The organism is Streptomyces silvisoli, assembly GCF_029269905.1.
Taxonomy (GTDB): Bacteria; Actinomycetota; Actinomycetes; order Streptomycetales; family Streptomycetaceae; genus Streptantibioticus_A; species Streptantibioticus_A silvisoli_A.
Window position 1 is genome coordinate 1 of record NZ_JARJBC010000014.1, and the last position, 25,880, is coordinate 25,880.

The following is a 25,880-nucleotide window of genomic DNA, read 5'->3' on the forward strand; positions in this document are numbered from 1 at the left end:
ACGTCCAAGCGGTACTCGCCCTCGCGCGCCGCCGCGTGAACGTCATCTGGGCACTGATCCGTGACCGACGGTGCTACCGCGTTGCACCACCCGTCACCGAGGCGGCTTGACAACAACATTAGGAAGCCGCCCCGATCGCCGCCCCTGGACTTTCGACTCGGGTACCGCGCGACAGTAGTACAAATGCATCCATTGGCTCATTGGAGCCCGGCGTACTCCGCGTCCGGGGGCTTACACGCCACGGGTCCCTCCACCGGCGTACGGATACGTCGCCCACTTGACCGCACCAGCGGCCTGACCACCCGACCGGGGGCCAGGCCGCCCTACGTCTGTCAGTGGAACCAGTACCGGTGGTGGCGGTGGCGCCAGTGGAACCGATGGTGGTGGTGCCGATGGCCACGGAGCCAGCGCCGGTGGTGCGCGTGGAACCGGTAGTGGTGCCGCAGGAACCCGTACCGGTACGTACGGCGCCAGTAGCCACGGCTGACGTGGCTGTCGTCACCGAGTGCGGTCCGGCCCGAGCAGCCCGGCCAGGCGCTCAGCCCCTGACGGGACAGCACCCTGCTGGCGATCTCGATCTGCTGTGAGCGGCTGGCCCGGTCGGCCCGGGACGCGTAGGCGCCACCGCCGTAGGCGCGCCAGGTGTGCCCGCTGAACTGCAGACCCCCGTAGTAGCCGTTCCCTGAGTTTATGTGCCAGTTGCCGTTGGCTTCGCACTGCGCGAGATGGTCCCATGAACTCGCGGCGTCCATATGGGAAGCCGCCGCTGCGGGAGTGCCCACCGCGCCCGCCGCCACCACGGCGGCGAGCCCGTACGCGAGAAACCTTGCCTGCATGCCGTGCTGCCTCCTGAAACGGACCAGGAAAATTCCTGGCGGGCCCACTGGCAGTGGTGGCGTCAGCCGTTTACTGCCATGTCAAAAGCCCTAGGCGATTATCCGACAATTGGCAAGGCGTCAGATTCCATGCGCGTCGCGGCCGTTCCGGTTGCTTTCCGCCACCACGGCACAGCCGTCTGGCGGAATGCTCCGGACGAGTTCTCCGAACGCCGGTTCCCAGACGTGGCGCCGTAGGTCCGGCCGTAATGCCCGCCGAGTGGGTGGCGCCCCGATCGGGTGTCCACCGCCGAACTGGCGTTCTCCTCGGGCCGCTTCTGCGGGCCTCGGCGAATTCGCCCGCTTAGCGTCAGCCGTGGCAGCGGGCGGCGGCGCGCAGCGCGTTTCGCAGCTCCCGGTGCCGGCGTTCCGCCGCGGCCTGCCGCATCAGGGGGTGCGCGTTGAGGGCGTGCGCGGCCTGCCGGTAGGTCTCCCAGCGTTCGTCCCATTCCTGGCGCTGCCGTGGTGACCAGTTCGACGGTGATCCCACATCGGGACCACCCAGCGCCGCCAGGGCCTCGTCCGCGGCGCGCTGCAGGGCGATCAGGTCGTCAGGGAGTTCGATCGCATTGGTCATGTGACGATCGTAGGGGGCTTGTGTGATGAGAATGTGACGGGGGGCGTCATTCAGGGCCGACCTCGCGTGTGCGGGGGCGGCCCTGAACGGAGAGTGCGCCTGGCGCGTCAGTGCACCGTGACGGTTACCGGGGACGACGTGGTCGTGCCGTCGTAGACCCTCAGTACCTGCTTGCCCTTGGAGTTGAGCTTGGCGGTCAGCTTGTAGGCGCCGCCCCTCTGGACCGCCGTGCTGGCGTGCAGCGAGGTCCACTTGCCGTTGCTACGGTGCTGGAGCTGCACCCTGCTGCCGGGCTTCAGCCCCTGGGCCCGGCCGATGACGGTGACCTGCTGCCCGGCCTTGACGGTGGTCGGGCTGACTCTGATGCTGATGGACGGCTTGGCCGGAGCGCGGTATGGAGCCGGGTGGATCGGGTGCGACGCGGCGATCGCACCCCCGGCGCCGCCGGTCAGCAGGGCGGCGGAGAGGGCTCCGACAACAGCGAGACGAGCGGAGTGGGACTTCGTGGGGGTCACTGCACTTCTCCCTTCGTCGTGAAGTGCACCTACCACGAGGAGTAGGTGCACTTACTGCAAACGAGTCCGTCACGTCACACTATCGGGCTACTGCCCAACTCGCCACATTTGAAGGCTTCTCAGCATTTCCGCCCCTCGTTCACCCGATTGGCGCTATCGAGGTGGTGCGATGCCGAAGGCCGGGAAAGAGTCCGGTCAAGAGCCTCGGCCCCGATGGGACCAGAAAACCGCCCAGGCCGCCGTAGGCGGGGACGGGCCGCGAAATCAAGGGAAGTGATCCGGTGCTGTCATCCCCCTACCGGCTACGGCACGGTGTTCTCGCGGCGCTGATGTCAGCGCTGCTGTTGGTGGTGCCCGCTTGTTCCGGCAAGAGCAAGCAAACGTCCTCCGCTTCGTCCGCGCCCTCCGCCTCCAGTTCGGCGGACAAAGTCCGGTTCGCCAAGACGAAGTTCGTGGCCAATGCGAGCCTGGCGTCCGGAGCGGTGTACCAGTGGATTTACAAGCCGTACAAGGCGGGCACGTTCAAGAAAGGCGCCAAGGGACGTACCGGCGCGCTGGTAAAGGGGGGTCTGGCCGCCACTTTCGCCTATAACCGCTACAAGGCCGCGATCCGCGACGCCAAGGGCGATCCGCTGCTGTCCAAGGCGGTGGCCCCGCTCACCGGAAGCGTGGACAAGCTCAAGGACCTGGGCGCGAAGATCAGGGGCGGAAACGCCAGCGATTCAGACTTCAACCAGGTCCAGAACACCGTCAACGGCGTTAAGAACGCGGGGAGTCAGAACGGTGCGAACGTCACCGACAACGTCCCCTCGCTGAAGCAGATCGGCGGTTCCTGACCGACAGCGTCCTCGGCACCGACCCGGAGTGCACGAGCCACCGCAACTGGCCGACTAGCTGCGGGAGTTGAGGGGGGCAGGGTCACCCGCGCCGCCGGTTCCTGACCTGGTCCGGAAGTTCGTGGGCGCCCGCCGGGTCGGCCAGGTCGGCGAGGACGTCGCCCCGCTCCGCGACCCGGTCGGCGACCTGGTCCGGGGTGAACCGGAGGTCGTCCGGGTGCTCGCAGGCGGTGACCTGGTCCCAGGTCACCGGGGCGGCGACGGCCGGCCGCGGTCTGACCCTGAGGGTGTAGGGGGCGGCGGTGGTCTTCGCCGAGGCGTTCTGCGACCAGTCGATGAACACCTTGCCCGGGCGCGCCGCACGGGCCATCACCGCCGTCACCAGATCGGGATGCTCGCGCTGCATCCGTACCGCCAGTGCCTTGGCGTAGTCGGACACCCGCCGTTCCGCCGTCGGCCGCAACGGAACGTACAGGTGGAGGCCCTTGGCTCCGGAGACCACCGGATACGCCTCCAGCCCGTCCTCCGCGAGGAGTCGCCGAACGCCGAGCGCGATCCGGCAGCAGAGCACGAGGTCCACTCCCTCCCCCGGGTCCAGGTCGAACACCATCCGGTCGTGGGCGTCCGGACCGTTCGCGGCGGTCCACTGCGGTACGTGGATCTCGTAGGCGCCGAGGTTGACCATGGCGAGCAGGGACGCGGTGGAGTCGATCACCACATAGGGCGCCGGGCCCTCCCGGCTGGCCACCTGGGTGACGGTCACCCAGTCGGGCAGGCCCGGGGGCGGGTTCTTCGCGTACCAGCTCTGACCGTCCGGCCCGTCCGGCGCGCGCACGAAGGAGGCGGGCCGCCCCGCGCAGTGGTCCAGCATCTCGGGGGCCACCCGGACGAAGTAGTGCAGCACGGCGGCCTTGGTGGTGCCCGTCTGCGGGAAGAGGACCTTGTCCAGATGAGTGAGGACCAGGCGGTGGCCGTCGACCTCCAGGGCCTGCCGGTCCGGTGCTACGGGCATCGCGGTCAGGCCGACGCCCTGGCCTTGCGCCGTCCGCCGGTGGCGGAGAGCGCTTCGACCAGTTCCTCACGGCTCATCGTGGACCTGCCGGGGATGTCGGCCTCGGTGGCGAGTTCGTACAGCGCGGTCTTGCTGAGCCCGGCGAGGTCGGCCGCCTCGGGAGGCTTCTTCGCGCGCTTCTTCGCGGTGGCCTTCTCCGCGGTGGCCTTCCCCGCGGTGGCCTTCTCCGCGGTGGCCTTCTCCGCGGTGGCCTTCTCCCCCTTCTTCCCGGCCTTCTCGGCCTTCCCGGCCTCGGCACGCTTCTTGCCACCGGTGCCGCGCTTGCCCTTGGCCCGCTCCACGCTGGCCCGCAGCGCCTCGTTGAGGTCGATGACATTGGTGGAGCGCGGTGGCGGCTCCTCCTTCTCCACGGTGCCGCCGGTGCGTTTGGCCTCCAGCAGTTCGCGCACCCGCTCCTGGTAGCTGTCGCGGTACTCCTGCGGGTCCCAGTCGACGCTGAGCGCGTCGACCAGCTGCACGGCGGTGTCCAGCTCCCGCTTCTCCACCCGTGCGTTCTCCGGCAGCCCGCCGATCTCGCGGTGCGGGTCGCGCACCTCGTCCGCCCAGTGCAGGGTGTGGACGACGAGGACGTCCTTCACCGGCTTGACCACCACCAGGTACTCCCGGTTGCGCATCACGAAGGTGGCGATAGCGGCCTTGCCCGCCTTCTTCATCGCCTCCACCAGCAGGGCGTAGACCTTCGCGTACTCGTCGCCGCGCGGCCCGACGTAGTACGTCCTGTCGTAGTAGACCGGGTCGATCTCGTCCAGGTCGATGAATCCGCTGATCTCCAGCTTCTTCGACCGGCCGGGAGCGACCTCGTCCAGTTCCTCCGGCTCCACGACCACGTACTCGTCGCCGATGTCGTAGCCCTTGACTATGTCCGACAGCGGGACGTCCTCGCCGGTGCGCTCGTTGACCCGCTTGTTGCGCACCCGATCGGCGGTGCCGCGCTGGAGCTGGTGGAAGCGGATGGTGTGGCTCTCGGTCGCACCGAACATCTGGACGGGCACGGTGACCAGCCCGAACGACAGCACGCCGCTCCAGACCGCGTGCGCCATGGCGCCTCCACCTCCCTCCCTCCCAGTGACCACACGGTATCTCCGACCGCTGGCCAGCGCCTGTCGGCACGGATCGCGCGGGCCGGGCGCGGTTCGGTCCGGACCGTCCCTTCGGGTGATCGCAGTGAGGCCGGGGCCAGCGTCAGGGCACATATTCACGATGTCGACCCGAGCGAAGGAGCCCCGAATGCCCCTGCCGTCCATGACTCCAGAACAGCGCCAGGCCGCACTGCAGAAGGCCGCCGAGGCCCGGCGGGCCAGGACCGGGCTGCTGGACAGCGTCCGCTCGGGCAAGAAGCGCCTGAGCCAGGTGCTGGCCGCGGCCAAGACCGACCCGGTCGTCGCCAAGACCAAGGTCTCCCAGTTGCTCAGGGCCGTCCCCGGTCTGGGCCCGGCGAAGGTCGCCGCGCTGATGGACGAGATCGGCATCGATCCCGACCGCCGCGTCGGTGGCCTGGGCGACAGGCAGCGCTCTGAGCTGGCGGACAGGGTCGGCTAGTGGTCAACCGCCGTTCGGCGAGGGGCAGTCGGCGGCGGCGGGCGACCGGGCGCCAAGTGCGTCGACGAACTGGCGCAGTTGGACCGGCCATCCGGCGAAGTAGATGACCTTCGCGGGCGGATTCGCAGTTGGTACGGAGGAATCCGAGCCGCGGCAGCCAGTTCTGGGACCGCCGCGCCCGGAGCGGCTGGGCTCAGCGGCGGCGCATTACCTGTGGCTCGTGCCGCCGCAGCATTCCGGTCACCACCGCCACGCCCATCACGCCGAGCCCGACCAGCACGCTGACGTCCATGGACCACTGGGCCGCGGTGTGCGCCCACAGCGGGTCGGCGAGCTTGGGGTGCGCGGCGTCGGCGGGCGGCCCGATCCGGGTCAGGTCGATGGTGGCGGCCTGCGCGGCGACCGCCCATCGGGACGGGGAGAGCCAGGAGAGCTGGGCGAGCCCGGTGTCGTTGAACATCGGGAAGATGGCTCCGGTGAACATCACCTGCGCCACGGTGGAGACCACCAGCAGCGGCATGGTCTTCTCCGCGGTGCGTACCAGCGCGGAGATGATCAGGCCGAGCATCATCGAGGTGATGGCGAGCAGCACCACCACCAACACCAGCTCTATCGCCGAGGGTTGGGTGACCAGCCCGGCGGTGGGCAGTTTGCGGCCCGCGAGACCTATCACGGCGAGTATCAGGCCCTGGGCCGCGGTGATGACACCGAGGACGGTGACCTTGGAGAGCACGTACGCGGATCTGGACAGCCCGGTGGCGCGGTCGCGTTGGTAGATCACGCGTTCCTGCACCAGTTCGCGCACCGAGTTGGCGGTACCGGTCAGACAGGCGCCGATCGCCAGCACCAGCAGTACGCACTGCGCGTCGACGTTGGCGATCGGGCCGCAGGCGAGCGGACGTCCGGCGGGCTGGCTGGCGGCCATGAAGCCGTACGCGGCCGGCACCGCGGCGCTCAGCACGCCCATGATCAGCGGCAGCGCGGCAAGCAGTCCGACGTGTCCGCGGTCCGCCACGATCACCGAGAAGTTGCGCCGCACCAGGGTCACCAGCTGTGAGCCCCAGCTCGGCGGCTTCGGCGGCCGTACCGAGGGCACGCCCTGCGGCTGCTCGGCGGGGCCGTCCGCGGTCCGCTCGGACTCGGTGGACCTCGCTTCCTCCTCCGCCTTGCCCGCGGAGTAGGTGCGGTGGTGGATCGACTGGCGGTAGATGGCGGCCCAGTCGCGGTCGGGGTACTGGTCGAAGTCACGGAAGACGTCGGCCCAGTCGTCGTGGCCGAAGAACTCCAGCGCGTACTGCGGCGGCCCGAAGTACGCGGTCCGGCCGCCGGGGGCCAGTACCAGCAGCCGGTCGCACATGTGGAGGTTGGCCACACTGTGGGTGACCACCGCGATCCTGCGACCGCCGTCGGCGAGGCCGCGCAGCATCTGCATCACCTGCCGGTCGAGCCCCGGGTCGAGTCCGGAGGTCGGCTCGTCCAGCAGCAGCAGCGCGGGCTTGGTGAGCAGTTCCAGGGCGACCGAGACGCGTTTTCGCTGGCCGCCGGAGAGCGCGGTGATCCGGTTCTCGGCCCGGTGGGACAGGCCCAACTCGGCCAGCACCTCGGTGACTCGGGCGTCCCGCTCGGCGGCGTCGGTGTCGTGCGGGAAGCGCAGCCGGGCGGCGTAGCGCAGTGCCTTCATCACGGTGAGCTGAGGATGCAGGATGTCGTCCTGCGGCACCAGGCCGATGCGGTGCCGCAGTTCGGCGAACTGCTGGTAGAGGTCGCGACCGTCGTACAGCACCTCGCCGGAGTCGGCGGGCCGGTAGCCGGTGAGCGCGCGCAGCAGCGTGGACTTGCCGGAGCCGGACGGACCGACGATCGCGACCAGCGACTTCTCCGGCAGGTCGATGCTGACCGAGTCCAGCAGGGTCTTGTACTCACCGCGGTGCCGTTCCCTGACGGTCAGGTCGCGGGCGGTGAAGGCGCCGGACTCGGCGTCCCCGCGCTCCACCAGCCGGTCGCCGTCGAGTTGGAACGACGTCTGGCCGATGCCCACCAGATCGCTCGGACCTATCTCGCACCGTTCGACCGCACGGCCGTTGACATAGGTTCCGTTGGAACTGCCCAGGTCCACGACCTCGAACCCACCGGCTTCCGTGGTGTGCAGCTCGGCGTGGTACCTGGAGGCCATGAGGTCCCTGACGACGACGTCGTTGTCCGGGGCACGACCGATCCTGACAATCCGTTTGGAGTGCAGCAGCCGGCTCGTGTCTGTCATGGTCCCTCGGGAATTGCTTGTCGTCTTCGGCACACGCCGGACGCCGTCCGGCCTGGCACGGCGAGGTGACACCGGCAGATCGTGCCGCGCCCCCTCCCGCACTCGGAGAGGTTATCCGCTGTACAAGAATGCGATTCCCGGGGATTCGGTTCCCGGACCGCGGGTAACCTCACAGCGCCCGGACCGACGGCGGTCTGCAACTACGCACATCCACCCACATCCCCCGGCGGCCGAGCCGCGAACGCCGCCCCGGATTCGCAGCGGGTGGCAGGCACGCCGACCGCACAAGCCGGGAATTTACCAAGAATTTCTGTTTACGTCAGGCGGGGCCGGAGCGCGACGCCCCATCAGACGCACAGCCAACTCACAGCCGTCGCATAGCGGATTGGGAAGCCGCGCGCCTCGGCGACGCCGCCGCGGAGCGGACCGCTCGGCCAGCCCGGTGATCCGCCACCGGAGCGGAGCCACCCCTGGAGTGCGGATATTTCCCCCCCATCCTCATGACTTCGATCCCGCCCGAACTGCCGTGCGGCGTCGCCCCCATGGCCGAAGCGCGCAGCCACTCCGGCGACCAGCGAGGTACCCGATCCGGCGTCAGGAGCACACCCGCCGCCCCGTCAGAATCCTGGAGAACCGGGGGCGGTTACCCAGCTGGCCTACCGGAGTGGCGCGCCGGATTGCGAGGCCAGCGGGAAGGAATCACGATGATAGTGCTGATAGTACTGATGGCAGTGCCGCAGATTTCCACCAGCCCGATTCCGGCGTAGCCGCAATGACCGTGCAAAACGCCCCAGTTACCGGCAAGGCCGCGACAGCTGCGGCTTTCAAATCTACGAAAGGCTCCTCGCCGGTCGAGGCTTTGGGCCTATTGGGAGTACCGATGAGGGACTTGTCCACGGCGAAATGGAGTCATGTGACCCGCCGCATCACCGACATGAGAAGGTGTCGGCTCGGCGGGCTGTGCTCACCGCCACAGCTGGGCGACCTGGTGGTGGCGGAGGTCACCCGGGTGGGCGGCCATGAGCGGCTGGAGGACGCCCACGGCCGCGGTGTGCGACTGCACAAGGGTGACCTGGTGGTCGGCGCGTGCGGCAACCGGTACGCGACCGACTTCTACGAGGGCTACCACCGCCCCGGCCCCCGCGCCCACCTGCTCACCGCGGGCGGCGTGATCGGCACCGCGGTCTCCTGGCACACCAGCTGCCAGGCGCCCACCGAGCTGGAGATCGTGGGCGCGCTCACCAACGAGGACAGCCTGCCGCTGTCCCTGGAGCACTTCGCCAGACCGCGCCCCCCGTCGCCGGTCGCGGCGCCGGGGAACGGGCCGCACGCCATCGCCGTGGTGGGCTCCTCGATGAACTCCGGCAAGACCACCACCGCCGCCGGGCTGATCAGCGGCTGGTCCCGCGCCGGACTGGTGGCGGGCGCCGCCAAGGTGACCGGCTCCGGCAGCGGCAAGGACCGCTGGACGTACCTCGACGCGGGAGCGGCCCATGTGGTCGATTTCCTGGACTTCGGGATGTCCTCCACCTTCGGCTACCCCACCGACCGGCTCCGCTCCACGATGCTCACCATGCGGGACACCCTGGTGCACGACGGGGCGAACGCCATCGTGCTGGAGATCGCGGACGGGCTGCTGCAGGATGAGACCCGGCTGCTGACCGCCTCGCTCTCCGAGGTGTGCCAAGGCACGGTGCTCGCGGTGGGTGACGCGCTCGCCGCCCACGCAGGAGTCGAGTTGCTCCGGTCGACGGACGTTCCGGTACTCGCCGTCAGCGGTCTGGTGACGGCCAGCCCGCTGGCCGCCCGGGAGGCCGCCGCCGTCACCGGTCTACCGGTGCTGTCCCCGGCCCAGCTCGCCGAAGGGGCGGCGCTCGATCTGCTGGCCGACCACGCCCTCGCCCAGTGATGCGGGCCGCCGTTTACCTGCCGGACGGCGGCGTCGGGCCGGGCCGGTTGGCTGAGGTGGAACTGGCGGCCCAGATCGCCGGGCCCGCCGAACTCGCGCTGGCCGAGGTGACGGTGTGCGACGAGCGCGGTGGCGAGCCGCTGCACCGCCCCGACCTGGTGTACGAGCCAGCGGCGGGCGGCGGCCCGCTGGCCGGCGCGGAGGCGGAACGGCAGGCGCGGGCGTTCGGCCTCACCAACGCCGCGTACCACGCCCAGCGCGCCCTGCGCTTCGCCGCCGACCTGCTGGGGGAACCGCTGCCGCACCTGGTGGTACGGGTCGGCGCCCACTCCTCCCCCAGCCGCTGGGGCGGCGGCCACTACCGGCTGCCCGGCGACGTCAGCCCGCCCGAGCCGTACCCGGTGGCACCGACCGGTGAGGTCCACCTCGGCGGCGGACGCGCCTTCGTCCCGGGTACCGGGGCACCGTACTTCAACGCCCCGGCGCACAACGCGGCCATCGTGTACCACGAGGTGGGCCACCACATCTGCCGGCACACCGCCGACTTCCGGGCGAACCGGCTGCGCCCGCCGGACGACCAGCACAGCGGCAAGGTCGCCCTGGACGAGGGCACCGCGGACTTCCTGACCGCGGTGCTGCTGGGCACCCCGGACATCTACGGCTGGCACCGCAGGCACATCCCGCACTGGGATCCGCGGCGCCGCCGACTCGACGCCCGCTGGACCATGGCCTTCCTACGGCCCAGGTCCAGCGGGCACGCGCACGCCAACGGCACGATCTGGGCCTCGGCCCTGTGGACCGCGCGCTGCCGGGTGCTGGCGGACGACGGCGACGGCGAACGCTTCGACCGGATGCTGCTGCGCGCACTGTCCGGGCTCGGCAGGCCCGAAGGGACGGTGGCGGACGAACAGGACCGGCGCAACCGCTTCTCCGAACTGCTGCGCGAACTGCTCGCCGCCGACGCCGCGCTCGCCCCGACGGTCCGCGCCGCCATGGCCGACCACGGCATCCACCCCGAGGGCGGCAACGCCGAGTTGCGGGCCCGGATGAGAGGCACATCCACTCCGGCGGTGACGACATGAGCGGCACCTACAAGACCGAACGCGCACTATGGCGATTCCGCGGTTATGGAACTCCGTATATGCGGATACTTTCGTTGGGATTCGGTCTGCGCATCTGCGAGATGACCGCGGACCTGGCGACACCGTGGCCGGTCGCCGCGGTCATCGACCGGGTACTCGGAATGAGTTCCTCGCACAATCCGCTCAGTTCGCTGCTGGATCTGTTCGGCACCGGGAAAACCGCGATGCTGACCACCGCCGCCGCTTCCGTGGTGCTGCTGGCCGTGGTGTCCGGGGCGTTCGACTACGCGGGCGATCGGGTGATGAACGGTACCGGCGAACGCATCAGCGTGGCGATCCGCGCGGACGCGTACGCCCATCTCCAGCGGTTGCCGATGAGCTACCACGACCGGCAGGCGGTGGGCGAGTCGACGAGCAGGATCATCACCGACTGCGGCCGGATCAAGGACAGCCTCGTGGCGCTGTTCTCCACCCTGTTCCCGGGGCTGCTGTCCATCGCCAGCTTCGCCGTCGCCCTGCTGCTGCTCGACTGGCGGTTCGGCCTGATCGGCCTGGGCTGCATTCCGCTGGTGCTCGTCACCGGGGCACGCATCCGCCGCCTGGGCCACCGGGCGGCGCGACGGCAGCGCGAGGCCGAGGGACGGCTGGCCGGACTGGTCACCGAGTCCCTGCGCGGCATCAGGACCGTGCACTCCTTCGGCCGGCAGGACCTGCACGACCAGCACTTCGCGGCGGAGAGCGACGGCACCCTGCGGGCGGGCCTGGACGCCACTGACATCCAGGCCCGCCGGGTGCCGCTGCTGGAGGTGGCGACGGCGGTCGGTACCGCGTCCCTGCTGTGGGTCGGCGGAACGGGTGTGACGCACGGCTGGTGGAGCGTGGGCCATCTGGTGGTGGCGCTCAGCTATCTGGCCGGGATGATCAACCCCATCCGGTCGCTGTCGAAGCTGTCCGTCACCTTCAGCCAGGGGCAGGCCTCCGCCGAGCGGATCATCTCCATCCTGGACGAGCCTCGCCCGTCCGGCGGCAGCTGCAAGAACCTGCCCGTCCGCGCCCTGGGCCGGATCGAGTTCAGCGGCGTCACGATGGCCTACGGACGGCGGCCCGCGCTGCGCCGTCTCGACCTGACCGTCGAACCTGGCGAACGGGTGGCGCTCACCGGCCCCAACGGGGTGGGCAAGTCCACCGCGCTGGCCCTGATCGCCGGTCTGTACCGGCCGACCCGAGGCGCGGTGCGCATCGACGGCCACGCCACCAGTGAGCTGCCGGAACGCTGGCTGCACCGCCAGGTCGCGGTGGTGCTCCAGGACACCTTCCTGTTCTCCGGCACCCTGGCGGACAACATCCGCTACTCCCGGCCCGACGCCTCCCCCCGCGAGGTGGCCGAGGCCGCCGAGGCCGCGCTGGTCACCGACTTCGCCCAGGCGCTCCCCGACGGGCTGCAGACCCGGCTCGGCGACGGCGGCACCGGGCTGTCCGGCGGGCAACGGCAGCGGGTGGGCATCGCCCGGGCGCTGCTCGCCGACGCGCCGATCGTGCTGCTGGACGAGCCGACCTCCGGGCTGGACGTGGAAGCCGAGCGGCTGGTCGTGGCCGCGCTGCGCCGACTGGTCACCGACCGGACCGTGGTGATGACCACCCACCGGCCCGCGCTGCTGCGGATGGCGACCCGCGAGGTCCGGCTGACCCCGACGGACGGCGCGCGCCGCAAGACGCCCCCGGGTGTCCCCCTGGGCGGCGGCCCGCTGCTGGCCGACCCGCGCGACCCCGTCAACGTCCGGCCGGCGGAGGGTGGTTGAGCCACGCCGTCGCGGGTGGGTGCGGCGGGCGGCGCCCGGTACCCGTTGATCGACTTGCCGTCCCCGCCGCACGGGTGTCGCCTGAATGGAGGGGTCCCCGGCGCGGGGAAAAGGAGGTCCGCCATGAGCACGACGCACCCCGTGCAGCCGGCGCGGCACGGCAGGCCGCACCAGCCCGTCGAGCAGCGGCACCGCTCGGCCTGGGTGGTGCCGACGATCATCGGCTTGGCCTTCGGCGGGTGGAGCCTCTACCTCGCGCAGGACAACGGCGTCGACGCCGGAGTCGCGGCGCTGCGGGGGCTGGTCGCCTGGGTGGTCATGGGGGTGGTCTGCTTCCTGATCGGCAGGCGGCAGCGCTGGATGCAGGCAGAGAGCCAGGCGATCGCCTACGGCGTGGTCTTCGGCATGGCGATGGGCTATCTGATCAACCTCGGCGGCCATGGGTGGCTCAGGTCCTCGCTGATGGGGCTGGCCTTCGGCCTCGCCATGGCCGCCACCACCTTCTACTTCTCGTACGCCCGGCGGCACTGAACGCAACCGCGGAGGCGGGCGGGCGCGTGTTCACCTGCACCAGGGCTTCCACCTCCAACCGCCGTGTAGGCCTTGGTCGTTGGCGCGACACGACCGAACGTACGAGTTCCACGGGGGGACCACAGATGACGAGGCATCAGCCTGCCCTGGAGCCGCCCGCCCGGCTCCTGGTCGACCTGCTGCGGGACGAGGGAGTCGACCGGATCTTCGGCAACCCGGGCACCACGGAGCTTCCGCTGATCAGGGAGGTGGCCGCGGCGGGCGACCTACCGTACGTGCTCGCTCTGCAGGAGCACTCCGCGGTGTCCATGGCGGACGGCTACGCGCGTGGCACCGGCCGGCCCTCCTTCGTCAGCCTGCACGCGGCGGGCGGCCTGGCCAACGGGGTGATCGGGATGCTCAACGCACTGCGTTCGCGGACCCCCATGGTGGTGCTCGCCTGCCAGCAGGACCAGCGCCACCTCGCCCAGGGCCCGATGCTCACCGGCGACCTGGTGGCGATGGCGGCGCCGGTAGCCCACTGCGCCGAGCAGGTACACCGAGCCGAGGACCTGCCGGTGGTGATGCGCCGGGCGTTTCGCCGGGCCCGTACCGCGCCGAGCGGACCGGTGTTCGTCTCCGTCCCCACCGATGTGCTCTCCGTTCCGGCCCGGCTGGCTCTGCCGCCGCGCTCCCCGCTGCCCGAGCTGGGCGCGGCGCCCGAGGCGGCACGGGCGGCGCAGGTGCTGACCGCGGCCCGACGGCCCGCGATCGTCGCCGGCGATCTGGTCGGACAGAGCGGCGCCGACACCGAACTTCGCGAACTCGCCGAGGAGTTGGGTGCCGCCGTCTATCCGCAGCCGATGTTCGACGCGGTCAACGCCGACTCGGAGCACCCGCTCACCGCCTGGCCGCTGCCGCCGGACAACGCCGCCATCCACCGCGTGCTGGCGGAGCACGACATCGTGTTCTTCGCCGGGGCCACCATCCGCCCGCACCACTTCCGGCCGCAGAGCGCGGTGCCGGAGGAGGTGGTGCTGGTCCAGTTGGACACCGATCCCGCGCAGATAGCGCGGAACCATCCGGTCGAGGTCGGCATGGTGGGCGCGATGCGGCCGACGCTCGCCGCGATCACCGCCGAGGTGCGCTCCCGCCGTACACCGGAGACCGCCGCCGAGGCGGCACGGCGGGCCGCGCGCACCGGTGAACGGCTGGTCGCCCAGCGGCTGGCCTGGCGGGAGGAGGCCCGCGCGGCGGCCTGCGCGGCACCGATGCGGCCCACGGCAGCGGTACAGGCGGTCGCCGACGCGCTACCGGAGTCGGCGGTGGTGGTGGAGGAGGCGGTCAGCTCCGGCCCGGCACTGTGGCGGGCGCTGCGCGTCAGACGGCCCGGCGACTACCACCACACCGTCGGCGGCGGGCTCGGCTGGGGCATCGGCGCGGCGGTCGGCCTGCAACTCGCCCATCCGACGCGTCCGGTGGCGGCGGTGGTGGGCGACGGCTCGGCGATGTTCGGCGTGCAGGGGCTGTGGAGCGCGGCCGCCCAGCGGACGCCGGTGGTCGTGGTGGTGCTCAACAACGCCGAGTACCGAGCGGTCCGGGAACCCGCGGATCCCGCGGAGGCGGCCGGGTATCCGGGCATCGACCTGGTGCGTCCCGCGGTGCGCTGGCCGCTGCTGGCGCGCTCGTTGGGACTGGACGCGGTACGGGTCCGGCACACCGCGCGGATCGGCCCGGCGATCCGGGACGCCCTGAACGCGGGGCGCCCCACGGTGATCGAGGTGCCGATCCTCGGCTCGGCCGCCGAACACCGCGCGGCGCACACCGAAGCACCCGGCTGGGTGGGAGTGTGAGCGGCGGTCAGGCCGCCGCGCGCTGCTCCCGCTGTCCCTTCGCCAGCAGGTCGTAGAGCGCCTCCGGTGTGACATAGCCGGGCCAGCGGTTGTCGTTGAACAGGTGCACGCCCGCGTCCTGGTAGCACTGGTCGACCAGTTGGGAGCAGATCATGTGCCGGGTCGAGGCCACGTACCGGCGCAGTCCCGGTATCGGCAGCCGGAACCTGTGCGAGGCGATCGCCGCGTAGTCCAGGAAGCTGTACGGCACGCCGACGTAACGCGCGGCGGCCGTGCAGATCGCCGTCCGCTGGCCGTCGGTCAGCTCCGGCGGGTAGGCGTAGAGCGTGCGCTTGCCGGAGTACTCCTCCAGCGAGGCCATCCGCGCCCCGCCCGGCTCGGCCTGGAGCAGGCGGCCGTCGGGCAGGACCAGGAAGGCGTGTTCGTAGTCGGCGAACCCGTTGCCGTTCAGCCACTGCCCGATGCGGATGAGCGTGCCTGCGGAGCCTGGGATTTGGGTGAGCCCGATGTCACCGGGCAGGGGGTCGGTGTGTATCACGGCGACGTCTCCTCAGCGTTGAGGTCGACGAGCCCGTCGGTGGGCGGGATCCGCGGACCGACATGGCGATTCCTGATTCAACCAGTGTGGCAGGCTACGGGCGATATGACGATGCCTCAGCGGCGCCGGATCTGGGTCCTCTTCGGCAGCTGATCCCGTGTTGGCCATGGATGTTGCCACTGTGGCTGAAGATCCGTACTTGCCGGAGGCGTTCACGGACCGACACCATGCCCAGACAGCAGGGCCACCAGACAGGACAACCACACAAGCACCGCCGCGGGCCGGACAGCGTGGCCCCCGGTCGGCGGAACGGTCGAACCGGGATCGGGATGACAGGGGCAAGGCGCGCGGGGGACGGGATGGGGCAGCAGGACCGGGCCGCGAGGACCCGGCGGGTGATCGTGGAGACGGCGGCGGCCGTCTTCGACGAACTGGGCTACGACGGGGCGAGCACCACCGAGATCCTCGCCAGATGCGGACTCACCAGAGGCGCCCTGTACTTCCACTTCCCGTCCAAGGAGGCCATCGCCCAGGCGGTGGTGGCCGCACGGGCGGAGGTGCTGGTCCCGCCGGAGCGCGCGGTGAGGCTCCAGGCGGCCATCGACCTCACCCTGCGCTTCGCGGACCGGCTCCAGCATGACGCGGTGCTCCGCGCGGCGGTACGGCTGACGACGGGCCAGTCCTCGTTCACACGGCCGGACACGCTGCCGTACCGCTCTTCAGCGGACGTCATCCGCGGGCTGTTACGGGAGGCCGCGGAGGGCGGCGAACTGCTGGCCACGGTGGAGCCGGGCGAGGTCGCACAGCTCATCGTCGGGTCGTTCGCCGGGATCCAACTGCTCTCCCAGGTCTACGAGGAGCGGCGGGACCTGACATCCCGGGTGACGAAGATGTGGAAGTACCTGCTGCCGGGACTCGCGGTGCCGGGCCTGCTGCCCCGGCTGGTGTTATCCCTCCCGCACGGCACGGATCCGCACGGTGCGCGGGTGGGTGACGGGTCGTGCCGGGTGCCCGCGGCCCCTCCGGTCGGCGCCTCCGCGCCGCCCGTGTGCCGCGCCGCCTCCTCTCCGGCAGTCGCCCGGGTACCGCATCCACGGATGCGGCGCGCCGACGACGTGGCGGGCGGCCGACGGCCACGCCGTGGACCCGCGGCGTGACGGGTTGGCCTGGGGTTTCCCCCGGTAGTCGCCCAGACAGGTGATCACGGAGTCCAGGGCGTTGCCCATCAGACCCGGGGATCGTTCACCGGAAGTAGTACTCGCACGTGGGTGCACGCTCACGGCCGTACCCAATTGGGTTTGGGGAATCGATTCTTCAGACCGTAGACCCGGCGACCTTCCGCCATTCCTCCCGGCAGGTCGCCGTACGCGGGCCGGGCAGACGCAGGCGACGGCGTCCGCCCGGCCCTCATCCATGTCGCAACGCCCGCGAAATTAGGCACTCCGGGTGCACTCCGGTGGCAAATGGCACGAAATACTACTTATCCGCCTTTTCATTGGGTATTACGGACTCCGTTCCACCACCTGAATGAGGAGGACGAAAATGAAGCGACTCATCAAGGCCACCGCGCTGGCCGCGGCCTCGTGTGCGGCGGTCATCGGCGCCGCGGGTGCCGCCGCCGCCCACGGCGGCGCGAGCGCGGTCGGTAGCGCCGTAAACTCCCCCGGCCTGCTCTCCGGCAACGTGATCCAGGTACCGATCAACCTCCCGATCAACGTGTGCGGCAACTCGATCGACGTCATCGGGCTGCTGAACCCGGCCGCGGGCAACGTCTGCAAGTAGGCGCCGCCAGGCGGCCCCGGGCCGTGCGCCTCGCCCGTCGGCACGACCCTCCGCGGAGCCGTTGGCAGACCGGTTCTGAGGAGGCTTCAGGCGTACCGACGCGATGGAGCCGGTCCGGCGGCCGCCGCGCTTGCGGCGCCGGGAACGGTTCACGACGGGCCCCGACCACCATCAGGCCGGGGCCCGTCCGCCGTTCGACGGCCGGGTGCCGGAACCGGACCGGCCGGGGTCTTCCCCGACCGACCGGTCAACGGATAGATGTACGGAGCGATCACATCCGGCACCGACGGCGGGAGGACGGCGACATGGGCGCGAGCGCGAACGGTACGCGAGGTGGGTTGGAGCGGATCAATCCGCCGCAGTTGTCGCCCAGCACCGGTTTCAGCCACGCGGTGCGCGCGGCCGGTGGCACGCTGGTCTTCCTGGCGGGCCAGACGGCGCTCTCCGCCCAGGGGGCGATCGTCGGCGACGGGATCGTGGCGCAGTTCGAGCTGGCGCTGGACAATCTGCTCTCCGCGCTGCGGGCGGGCGGTGGCGAGCCGGACCAGCTGGCCAAGCTGACCGTCTACTGCGTCGACATCGAGGACTACCGGGCGCACGCCGCGGATCTGGGACGGGTCTGGCACCGGCTGGTCGGCCGCGACTACCCGGCGATGGCGGTCATCGGCGTCTCCCGACTGTGGGACCGCGAGGCGCTGGTCGAGCTGGAGGCGATAGCCGTAGTCCCGTGATGTGACATCAGACTTCCGTTCCGCTGAGACCATTTGATGGTTCTGCGACTGTTTCTGCTCCCTTTCACCCTGCTGGCCTACGCGTACGGTGTCCGGGCCGCACCCGGCGGGGATAGCTGCAAGGTGCCCGCCGTCCCCACTCCGCTCGTCGGCCTCATCAGGCTGCGCAACGAACCCGTCGTCGTGCAGATGCTGCGGTCCACGGCCGCCGCCGTCATCAGCTACATCGCCGCCGTACGACTGTCGAACAACCCGTCCCCGCTCACCGCCCCGCTCACCGCGCTGCTGGTCGTCCAGGTCACCCTCTACACGACACTGACCACCGGCATCCGCCGGGTGGGCAGCGTGGTGGCCGGGGTGCTGATCGCGGTGGCGTTCAGCGCGCTGTTCGGGCTGACCTGGTGGAGCCTCGGTCTGATCATCCTGGCCTCGCTGCTCATCGGCCATCTGATCCGGGTCGACGAGTTCGTCGCGGAGGTCGCGATCAGCGGCATGCTGATCCTCGGGGTCTCCACTCCGCAGAGCGAGGCGCTGGACCGGGTGCTGGAGACGGTGATCGGCGCCGTGATCGGGGTGCTGCTCAACCTGTTGGTCGCCCCACCGGTCTTCGTACAGCCCGCGGGTGAGGCGGTGGCCGAACTGGCTGAACGGATCCGGCAGTTCCTGCTGCGCATCGCTGCCGAACTGGGCGCGGGTGCCACCTCCGAGCAGACCATCGCCTGGCTGCACGACGCACGGCGACTGGACAACGACATCGCCCGGTTCGACGAGTTCCTCCGCAGGGCGGAGGAGAGCACGCGGCTCAACCCCCGGGTCCGCCAGGGCGCGATGGCCCGGCTGATCCTGCGCAGCGGCCTGGACACCCTTGAGGTGTGCGTCGTCGTACTGCGCACGCTGTGCCGCTCCCTGAGCGATCTGTCGATGGAGCGCAGTCAGCAGGAATCGGTGTACGAGGATGAGTTGTCGGCCGAACTTGACCACTTGTTGACCCATATCGCCGATGCTGTGCACAGTTTCGGCCAACTGATCAGCGCCCAGGTCACCGCGGGCGCCGAGCGCGCGGAGGCCGAGCTGGAGCAGGCGCTCCACGACGCACGCGAGGACCGGGACCACATCGCCGCGCTGCTGCGCGCCGAGGCGCAACAGCACTGGGAGCGCTGGCAACTGCACGGAGCGCTCATCGCCAGCATCGACCGGCTACTGGACGAGCTCGACGTGGAGAAGCGATCCCAGTGGCTGGCAAGCCAGTTGGCCAGGACCGTACCGGCCGAGTCGGCGCTCGGTCACCGGCTGCGCCGTGGCGCCCGTACCACAAGGGGCCGGTTGCGGCGGCCTTTCAAGAGATGACCGGCCGCCCGGGTCATCGGGCGTCGCGGTCCAAGAACCGGGCCGTGATCCAGGCGGCACCGCGTTCGGCCAGCATCCGGCGGCGTCGGCGCCGTGAACCGGAAGCCGGCGTGGGCGGCGTGCGCTCGGGCGGCAGCAGCGCCAGGACGGTGAGGCGTCGGCCCGCCTTGGCCAACTCGGCCAGCAGGCGGACGCGTTGACGCGGCTGGGTGGTGCGTAACAGCGCGGCGTACAGGCCCTCTATCTCGGCCACGGCCGCACCGATGCGCAGATTGACCTCCCGCCGCTGTCGTATCTCCCCCTGCGGCATGCTGGGCGACCGTCCTTTCCTTCTTCTCTCGTCTCGGGTTCGTTGCTGGTGGTACGTACGGGCCTAGTCCACGCAGGGAATGCCGCCCATCCTGACCGTCTGGCCCTGGAAGACCGAGGCCGGCACAGGGTCAGGGGCGTTGCGCACCGCGGACCGGTCGGTTGTCTCGGCCTCGTGCGGCGGCTTGTCGTCGGACTCCGAGGTGTCCGCGGCCCTCGGAGTGAACCCGGTGCCGAGGGTCACCACGACACGCCCCGCCGGTACGGCGGTGCTGGCCAGCGGCGCCGCCGCCCCCACCTCCGCCGCGATCTGCCGGGCCGCCTCCTGGACACCGGCGCCGTAGACCACCGTCGTCGTGGCGTGCGCGGGGGCGTTGCTGACGACGCCCGCGACATACCCCAGCGCGGTCAGCGCCTTCGACTCCGCGGCGGCGGCACCGCCGACCCCCGAGCCGTTGCGTACGTCGACCACCGCCGGTGGGCCGTGCTGGGGAGCCCGGTGCGCACCGTCGGCGGCCGTGTCCGAGCCGATCATCCGGCCGACGATGGACCGGATCTCCCGTGGATCGACGAGGTTGACCGATTCCCCGCCGCGCTCCGCGAACCCCGCGATCGGCAGGGTGTGGAACTCGACGTTCCCACCGGTGAGGTTGGGCGCCTGCTGGGCGAAGTCCAGTACGTTCCAGCTGCTGTCGATGACCAGGTCCTTCCGCACCACGTCCAGCAGCCCCTGCATCTTGCCGAGGTCGCCGAAGATCCCCTGGGCCTTGAGCTTGTGGGCGACGGAGGACAGGAACGCCTGCTGCCGGTGGGTACGGTCCAGGTCACCACCGGTCAGTCCGTGCCGCTGCCGTACGAAGGCGAGCGCCTGCCGGGGGTTGAGGTCCTGGTAGCCGGCGGGGAAGTCGGCGCCGGAGTAGTGGTCGTGGACCGGATGCTTGAGGCACACCTGGACCGGCTGCAGCACCTTGGCGATGTCGTAGAAGCCGAGCAGGTTGACCTCTGCGAAGTGGTCGATCGGTACGCCGAGGAACTGCTGCACGGTGGCCAAGGTGGCCTCCCTGCCGACCTCGCGGCTCTGGTGCTCCAGGTCGGCGCCGCTGACACCCTGTGCGGCCAGCCTGTTCTCGGCGGCGGCCTTGGCCAGCCCGTAGGCCTCCTTCATCTTGTGCATCCCGCCGGGGGTGCCGTCGCCGCTGAGCACCTCGACGTAGTCGTCCCGGGGCACGGAGAAGGCGGTGACCTTGCCGCCGTTGGCCGGGATGTGCATCAGGATCAAGGTGTTGGTGTTGTAGCCGCCGATGTCGCTGGATCCGGCGTGCAGTTCGGCCTCGACGAACTGCTTCGGCAGGTCGTTGCCGTCCATGTCCTTGCGGCTGTCCAGGCCGATCAGCAGCAGGTTGACCGAGTTGTCCAGGTGCGCGGGCGCCCGACCGCGCACCGCGTCCAGCGCGTCGGAGGTGTTCAGCCCGCCGGTCAGATAGTGGTACGCGGCCCACGCCATGCCGCTGGCCACCAGCACCAGCGCCGAGGCGCAGCACATGACGACCCGACACAGCACGGTCAGCGCCGACGGCGACCCCGGCCGCTGCCGTTTGCGGCCCGCGGCGGCCCGCTGGGAGATCCGTCGCATGGCGTGTCCGCCCGGCCTCGCCCGATCCGCGCCGTACCGCTCAGGCACTCCCGGCCCTCCCAGCACCCCGGGTCCGTACGTACCGGACCAGCAGCACCGCCAGCACGGCCGCCTCCGCCGCCGCCATGGCAGGGAACGCGTCAACGCCCCAGCGCACCGCGCCGGTGGTCAGCCCCTTGCCACCCCGGAACGCCGCCGGGCCACACAGCAGCTCCGCGCCGACCGTCACCAACGCCACCACCAGCGGCGGCGCCGGAACCAGCCACCACAGCGCCGACCGGGGGCAGGAGGCCGCACCGACCCCGCCCGCGGCGACCGCCGTGAGCAGAAAGGCCCAGCCCAGCCGCGCGCCGAGTGCCTCGTCCAGCGCCGCCCCCATCACCGGCAGCGCCAGCAGCAGCATCACGCCCCGGGCGGGAGCGGCATGCCACTCCCCTCTGCGGGCTCTGGCCGCCGCGCCGCGCGCGGCGCGGCTCCGAGCGGCGACCGCACCGACCCGTGACCGGCTCACCGCCTGCTGCGGCACCCACCGCGCCGAGAGCGGCTCGGCTTCCGGCCCGTTCCCGTCCTGCCACCGCTCCGCGTTCTCCCCCAAGGCATCGGCTGGGCGGCCCGCCATACGCAATCCCTCAATCGATCGGCCGGGCTGTCCGTCCCGGCAGCGTGCTGGGCTTGCCCCATGGGCAGGGCAAGGCGACCCGGCTACGGTCGTGACACCTCTCGCAACGGATCGCTACTTGCTTAGTTGCGCAATGTAGCAAGTTATTCGGCTACTCTGGAGCCACCCGACGACCGTGGCGGGTACATGGCCGCGTACCTTGACGAGGGCGGGGTCCGGGGCAGGTTGCGGCACCGGCTGCGAGACGCGGGGATCCCCCGGCGCAGGCTCTGCACCTGGCGGCGGCCACGTTCGCACTCTTGTCGTCTCCGATGCGTCTGCACATCGTGTGGGCCCTCGCCCAGCGGGAAAACGATGTCTCGCAGCCGGCCCGGCGGTTGGGCGGCACGCCGCAGGCGGTCAGTCAGCATCTGGCAAAACTCAAGCTGGCGGGCGTGGTCCAGGCCCGCGGACGGGCCCGCCTCAGCGTGTACCGGGCGGTCGACCCGCACCTCGTCACCGCCGCCACGCTCATGCTGGAACGGCTCACACAGGACGTCGCGCCAGCCACGCTAGGTGCTTGACGTAACGTATCGCCCCAGCCCAGGGACGGTTCGACGGTACAGCGAGGCTTTCTGGATTGCGCAACTGCGCAACCTGTGTTCGACCTCGTTCGTCTACCCGGCCAGGGATGCACCGCGACGCGCGCCTGTCCCATCGTGCCGTCGCCTGGTAACCAATGCCGGATGACCCGGCTTGACCGCGTGAGGGTGACGCATGACTGACGCAACGGACAACACGGATGCCTCCGTGGCGAACGGCGAGGCCTCAGCGAGCGAGCGCGGTGTCCAGGACGGCTCGGCGACCGGTGGCGGCAGAAGGGCCAAGCGGCGGGCCCGGCGCAAGCGCCGCGTCGGGCGCACCGTAGCGATCACCGCCTCGGTACTGGTGCTGGTGACGGCGGGCGGGGTCGCCGTGCTCTACGAGCACCTCAACGGCAACATCAAGGGCGTGCCGCTGTTCGGCGGCACCAGCGGGGACGCGGGCAAGGAGAAAGCGGATGCGTTCGGCCGCACGCCGATCAACATCCTGGTGCTCGGCTCCGACGGCCGGAACAACGCCGCGGACTGCAAGCTGGGCGGCGACTGCGGCAGCGGCGGCGGGCAGAACGCGGACGTGGAGATGGTGGTCCACGTCTCGGCGGACCGTTCCAACGCGACCGTGATGAGCGTGCCGCGCGACACCATGACCAACCTGCCCGCCTGCAAGGATCCACAGAACGGCACGGTGATGTCCGCGCACCGGGACCAGATAAACAGCACCCTGCAGTACGGGCCCGGGTGCACGGTGGCGGCCGTGCACCAGCTCACCGGGATACCCATCGACCACTTCATGATGATCGACTTCCAGGGTGTGGTGAACATGTCGGACGCCGTGGGCGGCGTTCCGGTGTGCGTCGACAACAACGTCTACGACCCGTACTCACACCTGAAGCTGGCCAAGGGCACCCACACGCTCAAGGGCGTGTCCGCGCTGGAGTTCGTCCGCTCGCGGCACGGCTTCGGCGACGGCAGCGACCTCGGGCGCACCTACGGCCAGCACATATACCTGTCGTCCATGATCCGCACGCTCAAGAGCGCGGGCACGCTGACCAACCCCGGCGCGCTGTACGGGCTGGCCGACGCGGCGACCAAGGCGCTCACCGTGGACGACGGCCTGGACAGCATCCCCAAGCTGCTCGGCTTGGCCGACGACCTCAACAAGGTGCCGTCCAACCGCATCACGTTCACCACGATGCAGAACATCCCGGACCCGCAGGACGACTCACGGGTACTGGTGTCCCCCGCCGCGCAGAACCTGTTCGACGCGATCGCCAACGACCAGTCGCTGACCACCGGTAGCGGCGACAAGTCCTCGGCCGCCGCCGCGGCGACCTCGACCGCGACCGCCTCGCCCTCCCCCTCGGCCAGCAGCGTGCCGGACTCCCAGATAGCCGTGGCGGTGGAGAACGGGAGCGGAGCCACCGGCCGGGCCGCTGACGTGGCAACCTCCCTGGTGGACAAGGGCTTCAGCCCGTCCACCAGTTCCGCGAACGCCCCTTCCGCCGCGTCGGCCACCACTCTGCGCTACCCCGCGGGCAAGCAGGCGGAGGCCCAGACGGTGGCGCGGGCGCTGCATCTGCCCGCCGCGCATCTGAAGCAGGACGACTCCGTTTCCGACGTGACCCTGGTCCTCGGCACCGACTGGACCACCGGTGACCTCTACCCCGCCCCGCCCAGCTCGACCCCGGTTCCGGCCGACACCAAGGCGGCGACCGACAACGCGCACGCCGAGACCGCCGACCAGTCCAAGACCTGCGCCCAGGTGAGCACGTTCAAGACGGTGACCGTCAACGGCGTTGCCATGTCGCCGATCCAGGCCTTCGCCGACAGTCCCGACGTCCCCGTCTCCGCGCCCTGATCCCGGGCCGGGGCGGCTTCCCAGCGGCACCGTCCATCTCTCAACCACCAGTGCTCACCTGGCCATAAGCGGGGGTTCATCGCCCTCGGCTACGTCAACTCCCTTGTGGCCAGGGAGCATGTCGGCTACTTTGCTCCTCGTTAGACACCACTTTGCGGGGTGGCAGGCAGTTGGATGTCATGGCCATGACTATCTTCCCCCTGACTGCCGTCGCCCCGCATCTGCCGAGACCCTTTCGCGCAGCGCACTTCACGCTCCATTTCCCTGCACCGGGACTCGTACGACGGCGCCACCCCACACCGACGCCGCCGTGGGTCGTCCCAACCCCCACTGGAGGGCTGTTCCTTGCGCACCTTCTCCTCTGCTTTGTCCAGACGCCCGATCCGCCAGGCCGCCGCCGCATCCCTCTCGGCCGCGGCGCTGATCGCGGCGGGTCTGGCCACCGCGGCTCCGGCGGGCGCCGCGGTCGCGACCCCGGCCGCTCACCACCCTCACGTCAAGCGGCTGTGCTCAGCCCCCACCAAGCCCGGCATGATGGCCTGCAACGCGTTCATGCGGACCGACGTCATGCAGCACCACTCACTCAGCCGGAACGCCACCCCCTCCGGCTACGGCCCGTCCGACCTGCTCAGCGCCTACAACCTGCCCGCCAACGGCGGCGCCGGTGCGACGATCGCCATCGTCGACGCGCAGGACGACCCCAACGCCGAAGCGGACATGGCCACTTACCGCCAGCAGTACGGGCTGCCGGAGTGTTCCACCGCCAACGGCTGCTTCAGCAAGGTCGCCCAGGACGGCAGCACCAACTACCCTTCGGCCGACTCCGGTTGGGCCGGTGAGATATCCCTCGACCTCGACATGGTCTCGGCGATCGCACCCAACGCGCACATCATCCTGGTCGAGGCGAACTCGGCGAGCATGAGCGACCTGGGCACCTCGGTCAACGAGGCGGTCAGCCTCGGCGCCGGATACGTCTCCAACAGCTACGGCGGCTCCGAGGACCCCTCGGACACCCAGGCCGACAGCGACTACTTCAACCACCCCGGCGTCGTGATCACCGCCAGCGCGGGTGACAGCGGCTACGGCGTGGAGTACCCGGCGGCCTCGCCGAACGTCACCGCGGTCGGCGGCACCTCGCTCACCCAGGACTCCAGCTCCCGCGGCTGGTCCGAGAGCGTCTGGGGCTCCAGCGCGGGCGGCGAGGGCACCGGCTCCGGCTGCTCCACCGTCGAGACCAAGCCGAGCTGGCAGACCGACACCGGCTGCTCCAACCGTACGGTCGCCGACGTCTCCGCGGTCGCCGACCCGGCCACCGGTGTGGCGGTCTACGACACCTACCAGGCCAGCGGATGGAACGTCTACGGCGGCACCAGCGCCTCGTCGCCGATCATCGCCAGCGTCTACGCCCTGGCCGGTACCCCGTCCTCGGGCAGCAACCCCGCCTCGTTCCCGTACAACAACACCTCCGCGTTGAACGACGTGACCTCGGGCTCCAACGGAAGCTGCGACCCGTCGTACCTGTGCAACGCGGGCCAGGGCTACGACGGCCCGACCGGGCTCGGCACGCCGAACGGCACCGCCGCCTTCACCGGCTGACGCCCACCCGTAAAGCACACCGGGCCCCCGCCGCTGCGCAACGCGCGGCCGGGGCCCGG

At 70.6% G+C, this 25,880-nt stretch carries 24 protein-coding genes; 14 read left to right on the forward strand and 10 right to left on the reverse strand.

The genetic code is table 11. The annotated features are described in order from the left end of the window. Positions 1-332: 332 nt before the first annotated feature. The 3 genes from P3G67_RS36100 to P3G67_RS21365 form a co-directional block, all read right to left on the reverse strand. Positions 333-836 (reverse strand): transglycosylase family protein, encoded by a 504-nt coding sequence (locus P3G67_RS36100; RefSeq protein ID WP_269858576.1) that lies wholly within the window; start codon positions 834-836, stop codon positions 333-335. A gap of 349 nt (positions 837-1,185) precedes the next feature. Continuing rightward, positions 1,186-1,452, reverse strand: coding sequence for a hypothetical protein (locus P3G67_RS21360; RefSeq protein WP_276094891.1), 267 nt, complete (start codon positions 1,450-1,452; stop codon positions 1,186-1,188). Between the two features lie 107 nt (positions 1,453-1,559). Beyond that, positions 1,560-1,967 (reverse strand): hypothetical protein, encoded by a 408-nt coding sequence (locus P3G67_RS21365; RefSeq protein ID WP_276094892.1) that lies wholly within the window; start codon positions 1,965-1,967, stop codon positions 1,560-1,562. 329 nt (positions 1,968-2,296) lie between these two features. Here P3G67_RS21365 and P3G67_RS21370 point away from each other — a divergent pair, with 329 nt between their 5' ends. Beyond that, the gene (locus tag P3G67_RS21370; RefSeq protein WP_276094893.1) at positions 2,297-2,803 is read left to right on the forward strand and encodes a hypothetical protein; all 507 of its coding nucleotides are present in this window, start codon (positions 2,297-2,299) and stop codon (positions 2,801-2,803) included. Positions 2,804-2,885: 82 nt separating this feature from the next. Here P3G67_RS21370 and ligD read toward each other — a convergent pair whose 3' ends face one another. Then, the gene (gene ligD / locus P3G67_RS21375; RefSeq protein WP_276094894.1) at positions 2,886-3,815 is read right to left on the reverse strand and encodes a non-homologous end-joining DNA ligase; all 930 of its coding nucleotides are present in this window, start codon (positions 3,813-3,815) and stop codon (positions 2,886-2,888) included. 5 nt (positions 3,816-3,820) lie between these two features. Beyond that, a complete protein-coding gene (gene ku / locus P3G67_RS21380; protein ID WP_276094895.1) occupies positions 3,821-4,915 on the reverse strand; it encodes a non-homologous end joining protein Ku in 1,095 nt (364 codons plus the stop codon). Positions 4,916-5,102: 187 nt separating this feature from the next. Here ku and mihF point away from each other — a divergent pair, with 187 nt between their 5' ends. Next, positions 5,103-5,414 carry an integration host factor, actinobacterial type gene (gene mihF / locus P3G67_RS21385; RefSeq protein ID WP_276094896.1) on the forward strand — a complete coding sequence of 104 codons (312 nt, stop codon included), beginning with the start codon at positions 5,103-5,105 and terminating at the stop codon, positions 5,412-5,414. A 193-nt stretch (positions 5,415-5,607) separates the two neighbouring features. Here mihF and P3G67_RS21390 read toward each other — a convergent pair whose 3' ends face one another. Then, on the reverse strand, positions 5,608-7,674 hold the full coding sequence (locus P3G67_RS21390) for an ATP-binding cassette domain-containing protein (protein ID WP_276094897.1): 2,067 nt from the start codon (positions 7,672-7,674) through the stop codon (positions 5,608-5,610). A gap of 913 nt (positions 7,675-8,587) precedes the next feature. Here P3G67_RS21390 and P3G67_RS21395 point away from each other — a divergent pair. The 5 genes from P3G67_RS21395 to P3G67_RS21415 all read left to right on the forward strand — a co-directional run bounded on the left by P3G67_RS21395 (position 8,588) and on the right by P3G67_RS21415 (position 14,827). Continuing rightward, positions 8,588-9,583, forward strand: coding sequence for a DUF1611 domain-containing protein (locus P3G67_RS21395; RefSeq protein ID WP_269858584.1), 996 nt, complete (start codon positions 8,588-8,590; stop codon positions 9,581-9,583). Then, positions 9,583-10,665, forward strand: coding sequence for a hypothetical protein (locus P3G67_RS21400; protein WP_276094898.1), 1,083 nt, complete (start codon positions 9,583-9,585; stop codon positions 10,663-10,665). Before P3G67_RS21395 ends, P3G67_RS21400 begins: the two co-directional genes overlap by 1 nt. Before the next feature lie 59 nt (positions 10,666-10,724). Next, positions 10,725-12,464 (forward strand): ABC transporter ATP-binding protein, encoded by a 1,740-nt coding sequence (locus tag P3G67_RS21405; RefSeq protein ID WP_276094899.1) that lies wholly within the window; start codon positions 10,725-10,727, stop codon positions 12,462-12,464. A gap of 123 nt (positions 12,465-12,587) precedes the next feature. Then, positions 12,588-12,995 carry a hypothetical protein gene (locus tag P3G67_RS21410; protein WP_276094900.1) on the forward strand — a complete coding sequence of 136 codons (408 nt, stop codon included), beginning with the start codon at positions 12,588-12,590 and terminating at the stop codon, positions 12,993-12,995. A gap of 125 nt (positions 12,996-13,120) precedes the next feature. Beyond that, the gene (locus tag P3G67_RS21415; protein ID WP_276094901.1) at positions 13,121-14,827 is read left to right on the forward strand and encodes a thiamine pyrophosphate-binding protein; all 1,707 of its coding nucleotides are present in this window, start codon (positions 13,121-13,123) and stop codon (positions 14,825-14,827) included. A gap of 7 nt (positions 14,828-14,834) precedes the next feature. Here P3G67_RS21415 and P3G67_RS21420 read toward each other — a convergent pair whose 3' ends face one another. Beyond that, complete coding sequence (locus tag P3G67_RS21420) at positions 14,835-15,365, reverse strand: hypothetical protein (RefSeq protein ID WP_276094902.1); 531 nt, start codon at positions 15,363-15,365, stop codon at positions 14,835-14,837. Positions 15,366-15,724: 359 nt separating this feature from the next. Between P3G67_RS21420 and P3G67_RS21425 the strand changes: the two genes are divergently transcribed. The 4 genes from P3G67_RS21425 (at position 15,725) to P3G67_RS21440 (ending at position 19,225) form a co-directional block, all read left to right on the forward strand. Beyond that, positions 15,725-16,522, forward strand: a complete 798-nt coding sequence (locus tag P3G67_RS21425; RefSeq protein ID WP_276094903.1) for a ScbR family autoregulator-binding transcription factor — start codon at positions 15,725-15,727, stop codon at positions 16,520-16,522. Positions 16,523-16,907: 385 nt separating this feature from the next. After that, a complete protein-coding gene (locus P3G67_RS21430) occupies positions 16,908-17,147 on the forward strand; it encodes a chaplin (protein WP_276094904.1) in 240 nt (79 codons plus the stop codon). A 305-nt stretch (positions 17,148-17,452) separates the two neighbouring features. Further along, positions 17,453-17,878: a RidA family protein gene (locus tag P3G67_RS21435; RefSeq protein ID WP_269858592.1), complete on the forward strand. Its 426-nt coding sequence runs from the start codon at positions 17,453-17,455 to the stop codon at positions 17,876-17,878. A gap of 36 nt (positions 17,879-17,914) precedes the next feature. Further along, on the forward strand, positions 17,915-19,225 hold the full coding sequence (locus P3G67_RS21440) for an FUSC family protein (protein ID WP_276094905.1): 1,311 nt from the start codon (positions 17,915-17,917) through the stop codon (positions 19,223-19,225). Between the two features lie 13 nt (positions 19,226-19,238). Here P3G67_RS21440 and P3G67_RS21445 read toward each other — a convergent pair whose 3' ends face one another. The 3 genes from P3G67_RS21445 to P3G67_RS21455 all read right to left on the reverse strand — a co-directional run bounded on the left by P3G67_RS21445 (position 19,239) and on the right by P3G67_RS21455 (position 21,786). Continuing rightward, complete coding sequence (locus tag P3G67_RS21445) at positions 19,239-19,535, reverse strand: hypothetical protein (protein WP_276094906.1); 297 nt, start codon at positions 19,533-19,535, stop codon at positions 19,239-19,241. A 63-nt stretch (positions 19,536-19,598) separates the two neighbouring features. Further along, positions 19,599-21,167, reverse strand: coding sequence for an LCP family protein (locus tag P3G67_RS21450; protein ID WP_276094907.1), 1,569 nt, complete (start codon positions 21,165-21,167; stop codon positions 19,599-19,601). Positions 21,168-21,207: 40 nt separating this feature from the next. Then, positions 21,208-21,786: a DUF6542 domain-containing protein gene (locus P3G67_RS21455; protein WP_276094908.1), complete on the reverse strand. Its 579-nt coding sequence runs from the start codon at positions 21,784-21,786 to the stop codon at positions 21,208-21,210. Between the two features lie 269 nt (positions 21,787-22,055). On the opposite strand from P3G67_RS21455, the gene P3G67_RS21460 reads away from it, so the two are divergent. From P3G67_RS21460 to P3G67_RS21470, 3 genes are all read left to right on the forward strand, one after another. Then, entirely contained in the window at positions 22,056-22,349 is a 294-nt protein-coding gene (locus P3G67_RS21460; RefSeq protein WP_276095072.1) for an ArsR/SmtB family transcription factor, read from the forward strand. 193 nt (positions 22,350-22,542) lie between these two features. After that, a complete protein-coding gene (locus P3G67_RS21465; RefSeq protein ID WP_276094909.1) occupies positions 22,543-24,225 on the forward strand; it encodes an LCP family protein in 1,683 nt (560 codons plus the stop codon). A gap of 345 nt (positions 24,226-24,570) precedes the next feature. Further along, on the forward strand, positions 24,571-25,821 hold the full coding sequence (locus P3G67_RS21470; RefSeq protein ID WP_276094910.1) for a S53 family peptidase: 1,251 nt from the start codon (positions 24,571-24,573) through the stop codon (positions 25,819-25,821). The last annotated feature ends 59 nt before the right edge of the window (positions 25,822-25,880 follow it).

Excerpts from the sequence above, each read along its gene's own strand:
- P3G67_RS21360 (WP_276094891.1), bottom strand. The coding sequence starts at position 1,452 with ATGACCAATGCGATCGAACTCCCTGACGACCTGATCGCCCTGCAGCGC.
- P3G67_RS21445 (WP_276094906.1), bottom strand. The coding sequence starts at position 19,535 with ATGCCGCAGGGGGAGATACGACAGCGGCGGGAGGTCAATCTGCGCATC.
- P3G67_RS21465 (WP_276094909.1), top strand. The coding sequence starts at position 22,543 with ATGACTGACGCAACGGACAACACGGATGCCTCCGTGGCGAACGGCGAG.
- P3G67_RS21400 (WP_276094898.1), top strand. The coding sequence starts at position 9,583 with ATGCGGGCCGCCGTTTACCTGCCGGACGGCGGCGTCGGGCCGGGCCGG.
- P3G67_RS21415 (WP_276094901.1), top strand. The coding sequence starts at position 13,121 with ATGACGAGGCATCAGCCTGCCCTGGAGCCGCCCGCCCGGCTCCTGGTC.
- P3G67_RS21410 (WP_276094900.1), top strand. The coding sequence starts at position 12,588 with ATGAGCACGACGCACCCCGTGCAGCCGGCGCGGCACGGCAGGCCGCAC.
- P3G67_RS21435 (WP_269858592.1), top strand. The coding sequence starts at position 17,453 with ATGGGCGCGAGCGCGAACGGTACGCGAGGTGGGTTGGAGCGGATCAAT.
- ku (WP_276094895.1), bottom strand. The coding sequence starts at position 4,915 with ATGGCGCACGCGGTCTGGAGCGGCGTGCTGTCGTTCGGGCTGGTCACC.
- P3G67_RS21440 (WP_276094905.1), top strand. The coding sequence starts at position 17,915 with ATGGTTCTGCGACTGTTTCTGCTCCCTTTCACCCTGCTGGCCTACGCG.
- P3G67_RS21425 (WP_276094903.1), top strand. The coding sequence starts at position 15,725 with ATGGGGCAGCAGGACCGGGCCGCGAGGACCCGGCGGGTGATCGTGGAG.
- ligD (WP_276094894.1), bottom strand. The coding sequence starts at position 3,815 with ATGCCCGTAGCACCGGACCGGCAGGCCCTGGAGGTCGACGGCCACCGC.
- P3G67_RS36100 (WP_269858576.1), bottom strand. The coding sequence starts at position 836 with ATGCAGGCAAGGTTTCTCGCGTACGGGCTCGCCGCCGTGGTGGCGGCG.
- mihF (WP_276094896.1), top strand. The coding sequence starts at position 5,103 with ATGCCCCTGCCGTCCATGACTCCAGAACAGCGCCAGGCCGCACTGCAG.
- P3G67_RS21455 (WP_276094908.1), bottom strand. The coding sequence starts at position 21,786 with ATGGCGGGCCGCCCAGCCGATGCCTTGGGGGAGAACGCGGAGCGGTGG.
- P3G67_RS21430 (WP_276094904.1), top strand. The coding sequence starts at position 16,908 with ATGAAGCGACTCATCAAGGCCACCGCGCTGGCCGCGGCCTCGTGTGCG.
- P3G67_RS21390 (WP_276094897.1), bottom strand. The coding sequence starts at position 7,674 with ATGACAGACACGAGCCGGCTGCTGCACTCCAAACGGATTGTCAGGATC.
- P3G67_RS21370 (WP_276094893.1), top strand. The coding sequence starts at position 2,297 with ATGTCAGCGCTGCTGTTGGTGGTGCCCGCTTGTTCCGGCAAGAGCAAG.
- P3G67_RS21450 (WP_276094907.1), bottom strand. The coding sequence starts at position 21,167 with ATGCGACGGATCTCCCAGCGGGCCGCCGCGGGCCGCAAACGGCAGCGG.
- P3G67_RS21405 (WP_276094899.1), top strand. The coding sequence starts at position 10,725 with ATGCGGATACTTTCGTTGGGATTCGGTCTGCGCATCTGCGAGATGACC.